Genomic DNA, 15,685 nt, shown 5'->3' with positions numbered 1-15,685 from the left:
GGGTTGAAGAGATTTTATGACGCCCGGGTTTCTTATAAACCAGCGGCTTCGCGCAACTGAGCGGCCTTGTCGGTTTTTTCCCAAGGGAAATGCTCACGGCCAAAGTGACCGTAGGCTGCGGTTTCTTTGTAGATTGGGTGTAACAGATCCATCATCTGGATCAAACCGTATGGGCGCAGGTCGAAGAACTCGCGTACCAGCAGGGTCAGTTGTTCATTGGAAACTTTACCGGTGCCGAAGGTTTCCACCATGATGGAAGTCGGTTCCGCCACGCCAATCGCGTAGGACACCTGAATTTCACAACGGTCAGCCAGACCAGCAGCCACGATGTTTTTTGCCACATAACGTGCTGCGTAAGCCGCTGAACGGTCAACTTTCGACGGATCTTTACCGGAGAACGCACCACCACCGTGACGGGCCATGCCGCCGTAAGTATCCACGATAATTTTACGACCGGTCAGACCGCAGTCACCCATCGGGCCGCCGATAACGAAACGGCCGGTCGGGTTAATATGATATTTGGTACCGGCGTTCAGCCATTCTGCTGGCAACACAGGTTTGATGATTTCTTCCATCACCGCTTCCTGCAAATCTTTCAGCGAGATGTCTTCTGAATGCTGGGTAGACAGTACGACCGCATCGATGCCGACGATTTTGCCTTCGTCATACTGAAAAGTGACCTGGCTTTTGGCATCAGGGCGCAGCCACGGCAACGTGCCTGATTTACGCACTTCAGCCTGACGCTGCACCAGACGGTGTGCATACGTAATAGGTGCTGGCATCAGTACGCTGGTTTCGTTGGTTGCATAACCAAACATCAGCCCCTGGTCACCCGCGCCTTGTTCCAGCGGATCAGTACGGTCAACGCCCTGATTGATATCCGGAGATTGCTTACCGATAGCGCTCAGCACTGCACAGGAATTGGCATCGAAACCCATGTCAGAATGGATATAGCCAATTTCGCGAACAGTCTGACGTGTGATTTCTTCAACGTCGACCCATGCGCTGGTGGTGATTTCACCGCCAACCAGGACCATGCCGGTTTTGACATAAGTTTCACATGCAACACGTGCTTTTGGGTCTTGCTCTAAAATTGCGTCCAGTACGGCATCGGAAATCTGGTCAGCAATTTTATCTGGATGTCCTTCCGAAACGGATTCGGACGTGAAGAGGTGTTTAGCCATTATGTTCTTTACCTTACATACGACGGGTTAGATATCACTGCATAGCACTGGGGTGACGGGCAGATGAGGAGCGGAGCTCGCCATTGTCGCAATGCGTCCTGCATGTCCCCATTAGGCAAAGCCTTGAAGCAGTTTGCGCGTTAAACCACCCATGCGTGTGGACGGATTAACATCTGGATGGCTATTTTAGGATAGCAGGTGTCCCGAATGCCAGTCATTTTTGTGACAGAGTGGGTGTTATTGTGCGGGTTTGCAGTGATATTCACGGCCTGAAACTATTTACACCACATTTTCATTTTGCAATTACAGCGGGTTGCCGGTATAAACGGCGCGCGCTATGCATATTTCTGCAGGCCCTGCAGATGCAGCGTATTCCAGTAATTACTGTTTTCTCAGCTCGAATGCCCGCGGGTGATGCGTGGCACGTGTGGAGGTGGTTAGTTTAATGACCCACTTTTTACCGCTTGTAACATTTCAACAGCATCCCCTGCAGCCTTCATTGCGCCCTGCAGCATTCTCCTCAGCATTTCTGTTAGCAAAACGTCTGTTATCTCTTCGATGTTACAGACAGTCTGACTATAGACAGGTCAGCCGCCGACATCTGTACGCTGCTCAGTAAACCCGGCTGTGTGTACATCGCACTTCCGACATATAACTGATGTAGCCTGCGATCTCCCGGGGCATCCGTCCCTGATTTCTCCCGACTCGTTACACGGAGTCTAAAAACGTGTTTTACAATGATATGAGTAGAAAACAGTCCTATGGCTGCGGCACACAGGGTTTTATCCTGTCTGAAAGCCAGGCTTGCGGGTTGTTCTCACCTGTTGTTACTGCGATAGTGGCTGGCCATGTTGTCAGTATAGAAAGAGGATTTACCTATGTCTGATGACATCCAGTCCCACCGTCCGCCACATTCGGACGATACTGTTTTTTTGCGCTCCATGCAGGAGGTTGCCGTGAACGATCGTGATGCCAGCAAGATGCTGCGCACTTACAACGTTGCCTATTGGGGTAACAATTATTATGACGTCAATGAACTGGGCCACATCAGTGTTTGCCCGGATCCAGACGAGCCTTCTGCCCGTGTCGATCTGGCACAACTGGTAAAAGACATGCGGGAACAGGACGGTCAGCGTCTGCCGGCATTGTTCTGTTTCCCACAAATTCTACAGCACCGTCTGCGTTCGATTAACGCCGCCTTTAAACGTGCGCGTGAATCTTTTGGCTACGAGGGTGACTACTTCCTGGTGTACCCGATTAAGGTCAACCAGCACCGCCGTGTCATTGAATCGCTGGTGGAATCGGGTGAACCGCTGGGTCTGGAAGCCGGCTCAAAAGCTGAGCTGATGGCCGTGCTGGCGCACGCCGGGATGACCCGTTCCGTGATCGTCTGTAACGGTTATAAAGACCGTGAATACATCCGTCTGGCCCTGATCGGCGAGAAACTCGGGCACAAGGTTTATCTGGTTATCGAGAAGATGACTGAGATTAAACTGGTGCTGGAAGAAGCTGAACGCCTGAACGTTGTTCCGCGTCTGGGCGTGCGTGCGCGTCTGTCCTCACAGGGCTCCGGTAAATGGCAGTCCAGCGGTGGCGAGAAATCTAAGTTTGGCCTGGCAGCCTCTCAGGTTCTGCAACTGGTCGAAATGTTGCGTGAGGCAGGGCGTCTGGAAAGCCTGCAACTGCTGCATTTCCACCTGGGTTCACAGCTGGCGAATATTCGTGACATCTCGACCGGTGTACGTGAATCCGCGCGTTTCTACGTAGAACTGCACAAACTGGGCGTTAATATTCAGTGCTTCGACGTGGGCGGTGGCCTGGGTGTGGATTACGAAGGAACCCGTTCACAGTCTGATTGCTCGGTGAACTATGGCCTGAATGAATATGCCAATAACGTTATCTGGGGGATCGGCGACGCCTGTAACGAACATGGTCTGCCGCATCCGACGGTGATCACTGAGTCTGGTCGTGCCGTGACCGCGCACCATACTGTGCTGGTGTCGAATGTCATTGGTGTTGAGCGCAATGAGTTTAAAGAGCCGGCGGCACCTGAACCGGATGCACCGCGTGCGCTGGGCAGCATGTGGGATACCTGGAACGAAATGCACGATCCGGAAAACCGGCGCTCGCTTCGTGAATGGCTGCACGACAGCCAGATGGACCTGCACGATGTCCATTCACAATATGCGCACGGAATTTTGGATCTGACGCAGCGTGCCTGGGCGGAAGATATCTACCTGAATATCTGTAATAAAATTCAGGATCAGCTGGATCCGAGTAACCGTGCTCACCGCCCGATTATTGACGAATTGCAGGAACGTATGGCGGACAAACTGTACGTCAACTTCTCGCTGTTCCAGTCGATGCCGGATGCATGGGGTATCGATCAGTTGTTCCCGGTTCTGCCGCTGGAAGGTCTGGATAAACCGCCTGTAGGCCGTGCGGTACTGCTGGACATCACCTGTGACTCCGACGGTACTATCGATCACTATATCGACGGTGACGGCGTCGCGACCACCATGCCAATGCCGCCGTATGACCCTGAGAATCCGCCGGTGCTGGGTTTCTTTATGGTCGGTGCGTATCAGGAAATTCTCGGCAACATGCATAACCTGTTCGGCGACACTGCTGCGGTGGATGTGTTTGTCTTCCCTGACGGCAGCATTGAAGTGCAGCAGTCAGATGAAGGCGATACGGTTGCGGACATGCTGGAATACGTGCAATTGGATCCTAACGTATTGCTTTCCCGCTTCCGCGATCAGGTGAAAGAAACAGATTTGGATGCCGAATTGCAGGCCCAGTTTGTCGAAGAGTTCGAAGCCGGTTTATACGGTTATACCTATCTGGAAGACGAATAAAAGTCCGGTTCTTTTATTCTCTGCGCCTCAACGCCCGGCTTGTCCGGGCGTTTTTACGTCCTGCTTTCGTTACTTATTTCGTGAACGTATTTTATATTGATAGGTAAAATTGTTGCTTTATTAACCATGAAGCAGAAATCATTGTTGTGCGAAATGAAAGTGAAAGGCGCAACATTTTGCGCCTTAATGGGGTTATTTTCCGGCAGCGATACGTTCACGTATATGTTTCGCACGTGCCTCTGAAGACGGGTGATCGTCAAACCAGCCGATACTGCTCCCCTGATCCAGTTTGGCCAGCTTCTCAAAACTGGTCGCCAGACCTGTCGGATCAATACCCCGTTTTTTCAGCAGATCGAAAGAATAATCGTCCGCTTCGGATTCCTGCTTCTGGGAGAACTGTGCGTTAACATATTTCTCGCCCAGGTCCGCCAGTTGTGACTGCGACAAGGTGGCGCTGACGCCACCAAGCGAAGAAATTGCAGAGCGTGCTGCGGTAGCGCTGTAAGCGACCTGCATGGCTTTGCGGGTGTGACCGAGCGCGACGTGACCCATTTCATGACCGAGAACGCCTTCCACTTCATTGTCATTCATCATATCCATCAGGCCGCTGTAAACACGGATGCAGCCGTTCGCCATCGCCCAGGCGTTGACGTCTTTGGTCAGGTAAACCTTATAGTTGGCAGGGGTGCCATTAATGTTATCACCCAGTGCCGCCGAGATTTTTTTCAGGCGTTGTGCGTATTCACTGCTGTCGGGAGCAATTTGTGCCTTTTTATCCATCTCCTCGCAGGATTGTACGCTCAGTGTTTTAACGTCGGCGTCACTCAGCGTATAGGCCTGATAAGCCTGCGCGCCGGACTGCATTAAGGTATCGGTATTGACATTAGCGCAGCCACTGACCAGCGATGCGGCAAAAAGGCTCAACATAACAGGGTGAAATTTCATCAATTTGGGTTCCCGGAGAAAGTTAACAAAACAGCGAATACAGCCTGAAAAAGGCTCTGACTGTAAGGATAGCGTTAAGATAGGTTTTTGGCAGTGCACGATCTATAGTGTAAGTCCGAAAAAACGCACTGATTTAAAAGCGGATTTTGTGAACTTAATCACGAGAGTGATTAGAGATTGCCGTTTTAATGCCGAGTCTGAGAAAATGACTTTCTTGACTGCTTTTTTAATCCGACCTGGAGTAGAACATGTCCTCTCGTAAAGAGCTTGCGAACGCTATTCGCGCACTTAGTATGGATGCCGTGCAGAAAGCGAATTCCGGCCACCCTGGTGCCCCTATGGGCATGGCAGACATTGCCGAAGTGCTGTGGCGCGATTACCTTAATCATAACCCGACTAACCCGCACTGGGCGGACCGTGACCGTTTCGTGCTGTCCAATGGTCATGGTTCTATGCTGATTTACAGCCTGCTGCATCTCACCGGCTATGATCTGCCGATGAGCGAACTGGCTAATTTCCGTCAGCTGCACTCTAAAACCCCGGGCCATCCGGAATACGGTTATACGCCTGGCGTTGAAACCACCACCGGTCCGCTGGGACAGGGCATCGCGAATGCCGTCGGTTTCGCTATTGCAGAACGTACGCTGGCAGCACAGTTCAACAAACCAGGCCATGACATTGTCGATCACCAGACCTATGCGTTTCTGGGCGACGGCTGCATGATGGAAGGCATTTCTCACGAAGTGTGTTCACTGGCCGGTACCATGAAACTCGGCAAACTGACCGCGTTTTATGATGACAACGGTATCTCTATTGATGGTCACGTAGAAGGCTGGTTCACCGACGATACCGCGGCACGTTTCGAAGCTTACGGCTGGCACGTGGTACGTGGTGTTGATGGTCATAATCCTGACGCCATCAAAGCGGCCATTGAAGAAGCGCATAAAGTTACCGACAAACCTTCCCTGCTGATGTGTAAAACCGTGATCGGTTTCGGTTCGCCGAACAAAGCCGGTACTCACGATGTACATGGTGCCGCACTGGGCGCAGCTGAAGTAGCCGCTACCCGTGAAGCGCTGGGCTGGAAATATGCCGCCTTTGAAATCCCGCAAGATATCTATGCGCAGTGGGATGCGAAAGAAGCCGGTAAAGCCAAAGAAGCCGCGTGGAACGACAAGTTTGATGCCTATGCGAAAGCCTATCCTGAGCTGGCAAAAGAGTTCAAACGTCGTGTGAACGGCGAGCTGCCAGCAAACTGGGAAACTGAAGCACAGAAATTCATCGAACAGCTGCAGGCTAACCCTGCAAACATCGCCAGCCGTAAAGCCTCCCAGAATGCGCTGGAAGCTTTTGGTAAAGTGTTGCCTGAGTTCCTGGGCGGCTCTGCTGACCTGGCACCCAGCAACCTGACCATGTGGTCTGGTTCGAAGTCTATCGGCGACGATCAGGCGGGTAACTACATCCATTATGGCGTGCGTGAATTCGGTATGACAGCAATCACCAACGGTATCGCGCTGCATGGCGGTTTCCTGCCGTATTCTGCGACTTTCCTGATGTTTGTGGAATACGCGCGTAACGCGGTGCGTATGGCGGCACTGATGAAAATCCGCAACGTTTTCGTGTACACCCATGACTCCATCGGTCTGGGCGAAGACGGCCCGACGCACCAGCCGGTTGAGCAAATTGCCAGCCTGCGCGTTACGCCAAACATGAGCACCTGGCGTCCTGCGGATCAGGTTGAATCTGCTGTGGCATGGAAATACGCGATTGAGCGTAACGACGGCCCGGTTACCCTGATTTTCTCCCGTCAGAACCTGACCCAGCAACCACGTACGCCTGAACAACTGGCCAACGTGGCGCGCGGGGGTTACGTGCTGAAAGATTGCGACGGTACGCCGGACGTGATCCTGATTGCCACCGGTTCTGAAGTGGGTATCACTGTTGAAGCGGCTGACAAACTGGCTGCTGCGGGCACCAAAGTGCGTGTGGTTTCCATGCCGTCTACGGATGCCTTCGACAAACAAGACGCCGCTTACCGTGAATCGGTCTTGCCGAAAGCCGTTTCTGCCCGTGTTGCGGTTGAAGCCGGTATCGCTGATTACTGGTTCAAATACGTCGGCCTGAACGGTGCAATCGTCGGTATGCATAGCTTCGGCGAATCTGCTCCGGCAGAGTTGTTGTTCAAAGAGTTCGGTTTCACTGTTGATAACGTTGTTGCTCAGGCACAGGCGTTACTGAAGTAACTCCGCATTTCTTATGCCGTTAAAAGCACCTTCGGGTGCTTTTTTTTCGCCTGTATTTTCCGGTACCCGTTCTCAGTTTCGCGCGAAATGACACAGGTCAAACCGTTCCGAGGCGGGCTCGGTTACACTGCCTGCATGCCGGAACGGTTTCAATCCGTCGGTTTATGAGGGAAATCACTGTCGAAAAGGTGATGAAAAAGTAAAATCACTGTGAATACACCGAATTGGCTGGTGTTTTTTTCAGCAATCGGAGCGATTAATGCGGCCTTCTTCTACGAATTATTCCTTTTATTCACTGTTTGGTTTATTCTCAGCTGAACCGTTTCAGTCGGGCTATTTGAGCTTAACATCCTCACCAGGTTGTTATCGTGCCTGAAACTGACGCTTTTCTGCCGCAGGCTTTGTGCGGACAAATGATGATGGTGATTCACCGTAAACGCACGCTGCATTACTATAGGTGTTACTGATATTGAGTAACAACCGTGTAACAGGGAGATGTATGCCAATACGTATTGCAATTAATGGCTTTGGTCGCATTGGCCGTAGCGTATTGCGCGCGTTATACGAATCCGGTCGCCGGGCGGAAATCTCCGTCATTGCCATCAATGAAATTGCCAGCCCTGAAGGCATGGCTCATCTGCTTAAATACGATTCCAGCCACGGGCGTTTCGCCTGGGATGTCCGCCAGGAAGGTGAAAACCTTTACGTAGGCGATGACTCCATCCGTTTACTTCATCAGTCTGATGCCAGCCAGTTGCCATGGGGTGAACTGAGCATTGACGTCGTGCTTGATTGCACCGGTGTCTATGGCAGCCGTGCAGACGGTGAAGCCCAGCTTGCGGCCGGCGCTAAAAAAATTCTGTTCGCGCATCCTGGCGGCCATGATCTTGACGCCACGGTGGTTTACGGCGTGAACCACGCCTTGCTCGAACGTCAGCACCGCATTGTGTCCAATGCGTCCTGCACCACCAACTGTATTATCCCTGTGATCAAACTGCTCGATGATGCTTTTGGCATTGAGTCCGGCACGGTAACGACCATTCATTCCTCAATGAATGATCAGCCGGTGATCGATGCGTACCATGCGGATTTACGCCGTACGCGCGCCGCCAGCCAGTCCATTATCCCGGTTGATACCAAACTGGCCGCAGGGATCACGCGCATCATGCCAAAATTTTGCGATCGCTTTGAAGCGATCTCGGTGCGTGTGCCGACAATCAATGTCACCGCCATTGATTTAAGCGTATTTGTCGAGGGTGCTGTGACGGTAGGCGAGGTTAACCAGCTGCTGCAAAAGGCCGCAACAGGTGCTTTTCGTGGTATTGTTGACTATACCGAACTACCATTAGTCTCGACAGATTTTAACCATGATCCCCATAGCGCCATCGTAGATGGAACGCAGACGCGGGTAAGTGGACAGCACCTGATTAAGACACTGGTCTGGTGCGATAACGAGTGGGGTTTTGCCAACAGAATGTTGGATACAACATTGGCAATGTCTGCCAGCGGTTTCTAGTACGGCTGTTCCGGCTTTCCGGCCGAAACTGCCTTCAAGCAACTTTAAAGAGAATCAACGAGAGGATTCACCATGTCTGTTATTAAGATGAGCGATCTGGATTTAGCGGGTAAACGCGTACTGATCCGTGCCGATCTGAACGTGCCAGTTAAAGACGGCAAAGTAACGTCAGATGCACGTATCCGCGCTTCTTTACCTACCATCGAAATTGCCCTTAAACAAGGTGCACGTGTGATGGTTACCTCGCATCTGGGTCGTCCGACTGAAGGCGAATATAACGAAGAGTTTTCTCTGCTGCCGGTTGTTAACTACCTGAAAGACAAACTGTCTTCTCCTGTACGTCTGGCTAAAGACTATCTGGATGGCGTTGAAGTTGCCGAAGGCGAGCTGGTTGTTCTGGAAAACGTTCGCTTCAACAAAGGCGAAAAGAAAGACGACGAAACCCTGTCCAAAAAATATGCTGCCCTGTGTGACATCTATGTGATGGACGCATTCGGTACTGCGCACCGCGCACAAGCTTCTACTCACGGCGTGGGCAAGTTTGCACCTATCGCCTGTGCCGGTCCGCTGTTGTCTGCAGAACTGGAAGCACTGGGTAAAGCGCTGGGTAACCCGGCCCGTCCGATGGTCGCTATCGTGGGTGGTTCTAAAGTTTCTACCAAACTGACCGTTCTGGATTCCCTGTCCAAAATCGCTGACCAGCTGATCGTTGGCGGTGGTATCGCGAACACCTTCGTGGCTGCTCAAGGCAACAACGTCGGGAAATCCCTGTACGAAGCAGACCTGGTCGGCACCGCAAGCAAATTGCTGGAAACCTGCGACATTCCTGTTCCTACCGATGTTCGCGTAGCGACGGAGTTCTCTGAAACTGCAACGGCTACCGTGAAGTCTGTTAAAGACATCAAAGATGATGAACAAATTCTCGACATGGGCGATGAGTCTGCAAATCGTCTGGCTGAGATCATTAAAAACGCTAAAACCATTCTGTGGAATGGTCCTGTAGGCGTGTTCGAGTTCCCTAACTTCCGTAAAGGGACCGAAATTGTGGCGCAGGCTATTGCTGACAGCGAAGCATTTTCTATCGCAGGCGGCGGCGACACACTGGCGGCTATCGATCTGTTCGGTATCGCTGACAAAATTTCCTATATCTCCACTGGCGGTGGCGCATTCCTGGAATTCGTTGAAGGGAAAGCACTGCCAGCGGTTGTGATGCTGGAAGAGCGTGCTAAGAAGTCATGAACCCTGAACGGGGAGCGTAATGCTGTCCGTTCTTCTTTGCCGCGCGGGGGGCTGCACAGTGGAGCCCGCGCGACATAGCAAACCGATTCAATCCATCTACGGCCGACGAAACAGGACAAAGAACTATGTCTAAAATTTTTGATTTCGTAAAACCAGGCGTTATCACTGGTGATGATGTACAGAAAGTTTTCGCTATCGCTAAAGAAAACAAATTTGCTCTGCCAGCGGTTAACTGCGTAGGCACCGACTCCATCAATGCCGTGCTCGAAGCGGCTGCGAAAGTTCGTTCACCGGTTATCGTTCAGTTCTCTAACGGTGGCGCTGCGTTTATCGCAGGTAAAGGCCTGAAAACTGACGTACCACAAGGTGCGGCAATTCTGGGCGCAATCTCTGGCGCACACCATGTGCATCAGATGGCAGAACATTACGGTGTGCCGGTTATCCTGCACACCGACCACTGCGCGAAAAAACTGCTGCCATGGATCGACGGTCTGCTGGACGCGGGTGAAGCGCATTACGCGAAAACCGGTAAGCCACTGTTCTCTTCTCACATGATTGACCTGTCTGAAGAATCTCTGGAAGAAAACATCGAAATTTGCAGCAAGTACTTAGCTCGCATGGCAAAAATCGACATGACTCTGGAAATCGAACTGGGTTGCACCGGCGGTGAAGAAGATGGCGTGGACAACAGCCATATGGACGCATCAGCACTGTACACTCAGCCACAAGACGTTGATTACGCTTACGAAAAACTGAACGCTATCAGCCCGCGTTTCACTATCGCTGCGTCATTCGGTAACGTACACGGTGTTTACAAACCAGGTAACGTTAAACTGACTCCAACGATCCTGCGTGATTCTCAGGAATACGTGTGCAAGAAACACAACCTGCCACACAACAGCCTGAACTTCGTATTCCACGGCGGCTCCGGTTCAACTGCAGCAGAAATCAAAGAATCTGTAGGTTACGGTGTTATCAAAATGAACATCGATACCGACACTCAGTGGGCTAACTGGGACGGTATTCTGCAGTTCTACAAGAAAAACGAAGCTTACCTGCAAGGTCAGTTGGGTAACCCGGAAGGCGCGGACAAACCTAACAAGAAATTCTATGACCCGCGCGTATGGCTGCGTTCTGCACAGTCTTCCATGGTGACTCGCCTGGAACTGGCATTCAAAGAACTGAACGCGATCGACGTACTGTAATTCTTATCCTTCCGGTGCTTGACCACCGGAATGTGAGGATAATCGTCAAAGGGGCTTCGGCCCCTTTTTTATGGCCTGTTTTCCGGCCACAATAGCCCGTATCAGTATTTCGCCAGAATCCCGAAGAGAGAGCCATGAAGCCAAAATCTGTCACCCTCGATGATGTTGCGCGCCACGCCGGTGTGTCTTATCAGACCGTTTCGCGTGTACTGAATCAGGCTGCGCATGTGTCGGTCAGAACGCGTAATAAAGTCGAACAGGCAATGGCGGCGCTCAATTACGTTCCGAACCGTGTCGCACAGCAACTGGCGGGGAAACAAAGTTATACGCTGGGTCTGGCGACCACTGAGCTGGCATTGCATGCGCCGTCACAAATTGCGTCAGCGATGAAAACCCGTGCTAATCAGTTAGGCTTCAACGTTGTGATTTCGATGATTGATAACCTGAGCCTGACCGCCTGTCGTGCGGCAGTAAACGAACTGATGTCGCAGCGGGTAGATGGCGTGCTGATTAACGTGCCGTTGTCGAATGACGATGCGGGGGCTATTGCGCAGTTGTGCGGCAACTTACCGGCGTTGTTTCTGGATGTAGATCCTGAAGCCGATGTGTTCAAAATTTTGTTCGATCCTCACTGCGGGGCAGAGCAGGGCGTGGCGCATTTACTGGCGCTCGGGCATCAGCAGATTGCCGTACTGACCGGCCCGCTCGAGTCCATCTCTGCACGGCTGCGTTATGAAGGCTGGCTGAAGACGCTGGCATTGCACGATATTACGCCCTGTGCGGTTCAGCATGGTGACTGGAGCGCGGCTTCGGGTTATCAGCAGGCATTATTGTTGCTCAGTCAGCCCGAACGTCCTACGGCGATTCTGGTTGCCAATGACCAGATGGCGCTCGGCGTTCTGCGTGCTGTCCATGAGTTTGGTCTGCGGGTACCGGAACAAATTTCGGTGATGGGTTATGACGATACTGAAGACAGCGCATTTTTCTTCCCGCCGCTGACCACAATCAAACAGGATTTCCGCCTGCTTGGTCACGAAAGCATTAACCGGCTGGTGGAGCATCTGCATACGCATGGCGATCATCAGCAATCCTCGCTGTTACTGCCCACTTCTTTGGTTGAACGCCACACGACTGCCAGACCGGGCACAAACCCGGTGTCACAGGAAGCCTTATCGCAGGAGCTGATCCGCATCGCGCGTCAGCTTAGCGCGCTCTGAACCGGATTTAACCCTCCCATGACGCGGAATTTGTGATCCGCGTCCCTTTCCCGCATACCACCGCTTTACTTACTCGTCCGGGTTACGCATGTTTATCATATTGTGAGCGCATAACAATTTACCGGGGAGATATTATGACATCATCAGCGGAAGATAAATTATCATCGCTGGCCACTGTTCTGGCCCGCCGTGACTGGGAAAAACCGGCCTCGACACAGTGCAACAGGTTACCTGCACACCCGCCGTTTAACAGCTGGCGGGATGCAGAAGAAGCGAGAGATAATAAGGCTTCAGGAAACATCCGTAGCCTGAATGGCGAGTGGGCATTCAGCTATTTTAACCGTCCTGAAGCCGTGCCGGAGCAATGGCTGCAACAGGATCTGGCAGGTGCCGACGCTGTGCAGGTGCCATCAAACTGGCAACTGGCGGGTTATGACGCACCGATTTATACCAACGTTCAATACCCCATCCCCGTCAATCCGCCGTTTGTACCGGCAGAAAATCCTACGGGTTGTTACTCGCTCACAGTTTCTGTGGATAATGACTGGCTGAGCAGCGGGCAGACGCGCATTGTGTTCAACGGCGTTAACTCTGCTTTCTATTTATGGTGTAACGGCCGGTGGATCGGGTATTCGCAGGACAGCCGTTTACCGGCGGAATTCGATCTTAGTGGTGTACTGCACGCCGGTGAAAACCGTCTGGCGGTCATGGTGCTGCGCTGGAGTGACGGCAGTTATCTGGAAGATCAGGATATGTGGCGCATGAGCGGGATCTTCCGCGACGTCACCTTGCTGCATAAACCGGCGGAGCAGATTACCGATTTACAGGTGCGCACGCATCTGTTTCATGGCTTCACGCAGGCCGAACTGGAGGTACGGGTCAGCGCTGCCGTGCCGCCGAAAACAGCGGCTGATTATCAGGTGCGCGTCGAGTTGTGGCAGGGCGATAAACCGGTCACACAGCATCAGCAACCACTCGGCAGCGAAATCATTGATGAGCGCGGGTCGGCATTTGACCGAACCACGCTGCGTTTGCCGGTCAGCCAGCCTGCGTTGTGGAGTGCTGAACAGCCCGCCCTCTATCGCGCTGTCGTTTCCCTGATTTCTCCGCAGGGGCAGCTTATTGAAGCTGAAGCCTGCGATGTGGGCTTCCGTCAGGTAGAAATCAGCAACGGGCTACTGAAAGTGAACGGCCAGCCGGTGTTGATCCGTGGCACCAACCGTCACGAGCATCACCCTGAAAACGGTCAGGTGATGGACGAAGCCACCATGCGCCGCGACATCGTGCTGATGAAGCAGCATAACTTCAACGCCGTACGCTGCTCGCATTATCCGAACCATCCGCTTTGGTACAAACTTTGCGATGAATATGGGCTGTATGTGGTCGATGAAGCCAATATCGAAACTCACGGCATGCAGCCAATGAACCGTCTTTCGGACGATCCGGTCTGGTTCAACGCGTTCAGCGAACGTGTGACGCGTATGGTTCAGCGCGACCGCAACCATCCGTGCATCATTATCTGGTCACTGGGCAATGAGTCCGGTCATGGCGCGAATCACGATGCACTTTATCGCTGGATCAAGTCTGTTGATCCCACCCGTCCGGTGCAGTACGAAGGCGGCGGAGCCAACAGTGCGGCAACCGACATTATCTGCCCGATGTATTCCCGTGTTGAGCAGGATCAGCCGTTCCCGGCCGTACCTAAATGGTCGATTAAAAAATGGATCAGCATGCCGGATGAAACCCGTCCGCTGATCCTCTGCGAATACGCCCATGCGATGGGCAACAGCTTTGGCGGCTTCGATAAATACTGGCAAGCGTTCCGCCAGTTTCCGCGTCTGCAGGGCGGTTTTGTCTGGGACTGGGTCGATCAGAGCCTGCTGCGCACCGGCGATGACGGCGAACGTTATATGGCCTACGGCGGTGACTTTGGCGATACGCCCAATGACCGTCAGTTCTGCATGAACGGTCTGGTGTTTGCTGACCGTACGCCGCATCCGTCCTTGTTTGAAGCGCAGCGCGCCCAGCAATTCTTCCAGTTTTCGCTGATCAGCACCTCGCCGCTGATGCTGGAAATTCAGAGCGAATATCTGTTCCGCCACAGTGATAACGAACAACTGGTCTGGCGTATCGAACATGACGGCGAGGTCATTTCGCAGGGCGAAGCGGTGTTAGATATCGCGCCAAACGGCAAACAAACCCTGAATCTGGGCGATATTCCCTCGTCGGAAGGGGATTTGTGGCTGAACGTGGCAGTGCATCAGCCGCAGGCGACCGCCTGGTCAGAAGCCGGGCACCGTAGCGCCTGGGATCAATGGCAATTGCCGCAGCCAATGACCTTACAGGTAACGGAGAAAATTTCTGCTGTTACACCGGTACTGGAGCAGCAAAACGGCCTGATTACGGTAGCACATGGCACACAGCGCTGGCAGTTCAGCCAGCAAAGCGGACTGCTGGAACAGTGGTTTGATGGCTCAACGCCGCGTCTGCTGAGTGCGCTGCGCGACCAGTTTATCCGTGCGCCGGTGGATAACGATATCGGCGTCAGCGAAGTCACCCGTATTGATCCAAATGCCTGGGTTGAACGCTGGAAAGCGGCGGGTATGTACCAGCTGGAACCGCGTTTATTAAACATCTGTGCCGACCAGTTACAGGACAGCGTGGTGATCACCACCACTCACGCATTCATGGCGGGGGATGAAACGCGACTGCTGAGCCGTAAGATTTTCCGCATCGATAATCAGGGCGAACTGCATATCAGCGCCGATGTCCGCGTGGCGTCAAATGTACCGTCGCCGGGTCGCATTGGCATGACCTGCCAGCTGGCGGACACCGCAGAAAACGTCAGCTGGCTGGGACTGGGACCGCACGAGAATTATCCTGACCGCCGTCTGGCGGCGCAGCACGGGCGCTGGACGTTGCCACTGACAGAGATGTACACGCCGTACGTTTTCCCGACCGAAAATGGCCTGCGTGGAGAAACCCGCGAACTGGATTACGCCGGATGGAAGCTGCGTGGAAACTTCCACTTTGGCCTGAGTCGCTACAGCCTGCAACAGCTGATGGACACCAGCCATCGTCACTTATTGCGTGAAGAAAAGGGCACCTGGCTGAACATCGACGGCTTCCATATGGGTGTCGGCGGTGATGATTCCTGGAGCCCGAGCGTCAGTCCTGATTTCCTGCTGACGGCCGGTCAGTATCATTATTCGTTCACCTGGAAGCGTGCCTGATATCCCGCGCTGCGGCCTTAACCCGCCGCAGCGCAGTATTCAGAC

General features: G+C 52.9%; 9 protein-coding genes. 7 read left to right on the top strand and 2 right to left on the bottom strand.

Translation table 11 applies throughout. The features are described 5' to 3' along the window. Positions 1-32: 32 nt before the first annotated feature. Positions 33-1,184 (bottom strand): methionine adenosyltransferase, encoded by a 1,152-nt coding sequence (metK, locus tag J1785_RS24370; RefSeq protein ID WP_129953026.1) that lies wholly within the window; start codon positions 1,182-1,184, stop codon positions 33-35. 878 nt (positions 1,185-2,062) lie between these two features. Here metK and speA point away from each other — a divergent pair. Next, complete coding sequence (gene speA, locus J1785_RS24365; RefSeq protein WP_129953025.1) at positions 2,063-4,042, top strand: biosynthetic arginine decarboxylase; 1,980 nt, start codon at positions 2,063-2,065, stop codon at positions 4,040-4,042. A 192-nt stretch (positions 4,043-4,234) separates the two neighbouring features. Here the strand turns inward: speA and loiP are convergent, their stop codons facing one another. Continuing rightward, on the bottom strand, positions 4,235-4,987 hold the full coding sequence (gene loiP, locus J1785_RS24360) for a metalloprotease LoiP (protein WP_129953024.1): 753 nt from the start codon (positions 4,985-4,987) through the stop codon (positions 4,235-4,237). A gap of 248 nt (positions 4,988-5,235) precedes the next feature. Between loiP and tkt the strand changes: the two genes are divergently transcribed. The 6 genes from tkt (at position 5,236) to J1785_RS24330 (ending at position 15,640) form a co-directional block, all read left to right on the top strand. Then, positions 5,236-7,230 carry a transketolase gene (gene tkt, locus J1785_RS24355; protein WP_217157689.1) on the top strand — a complete coding sequence of 665 codons (1,995 nt, stop codon included), beginning with the start codon at positions 5,236-5,238 and terminating at the stop codon, positions 7,228-7,230. Between the two features lie 499 nt (positions 7,231-7,729). Next, positions 7,730-8,746 carry an erythrose-4-phosphate dehydrogenase gene (gene epd / locus J1785_RS24350; protein WP_129953022.1) on the top strand — a complete coding sequence of 339 codons (1,017 nt, stop codon included), beginning with the start codon at positions 7,730-7,732 and terminating at the stop codon, positions 8,744-8,746. A gap of 72 nt (positions 8,747-8,818) precedes the next feature. Then, a complete protein-coding gene (gene pgk / locus J1785_RS24345) occupies positions 8,819-9,985 on the top strand; it encodes a phosphoglycerate kinase (RefSeq protein WP_129953021.1) in 1,167 nt (388 codons plus the stop codon). 125 nt (positions 9,986-10,110) lie between these two features. Next, on the top strand, positions 10,111-11,190 hold the full coding sequence (gene fbaA / locus J1785_RS24340; protein WP_013576802.1) for a class II fructose-bisphosphate aldolase: 1,080 nt from the start codon (positions 10,111-10,113) through the stop codon (positions 11,188-11,190). A gap of 134 nt (positions 11,191-11,324) precedes the next feature. After that, on the top strand, positions 11,325-12,407 hold the full coding sequence (locus J1785_RS24335) for a LacI family DNA-binding transcriptional regulator (RefSeq protein ID WP_129991413.1): 1,083 nt from the start codon (positions 11,325-11,327) through the stop codon (positions 12,405-12,407). Between the two features lie 134 nt (positions 12,408-12,541). Next, complete coding sequence (locus J1785_RS24330; protein WP_217220942.1) at positions 12,542-15,640, top strand: beta-galactosidase; 3,099 nt, start codon at positions 12,542-12,544, stop codon at positions 15,638-15,640. The last annotated feature ends 45 nt before the right edge of the window (positions 15,641-15,685 follow it).

The organism is Rahnella perminowiae (assembly GCF_019049755.1).
Classification (GTDB): domain Bacteria; phylum Pseudomonadota; class Gammaproteobacteria; order Enterobacterales; family Enterobacteriaceae; genus Rahnella; species Rahnella perminowiae.
This window is presented reverse-complemented; position numbering and strand designations above follow the sequence as displayed.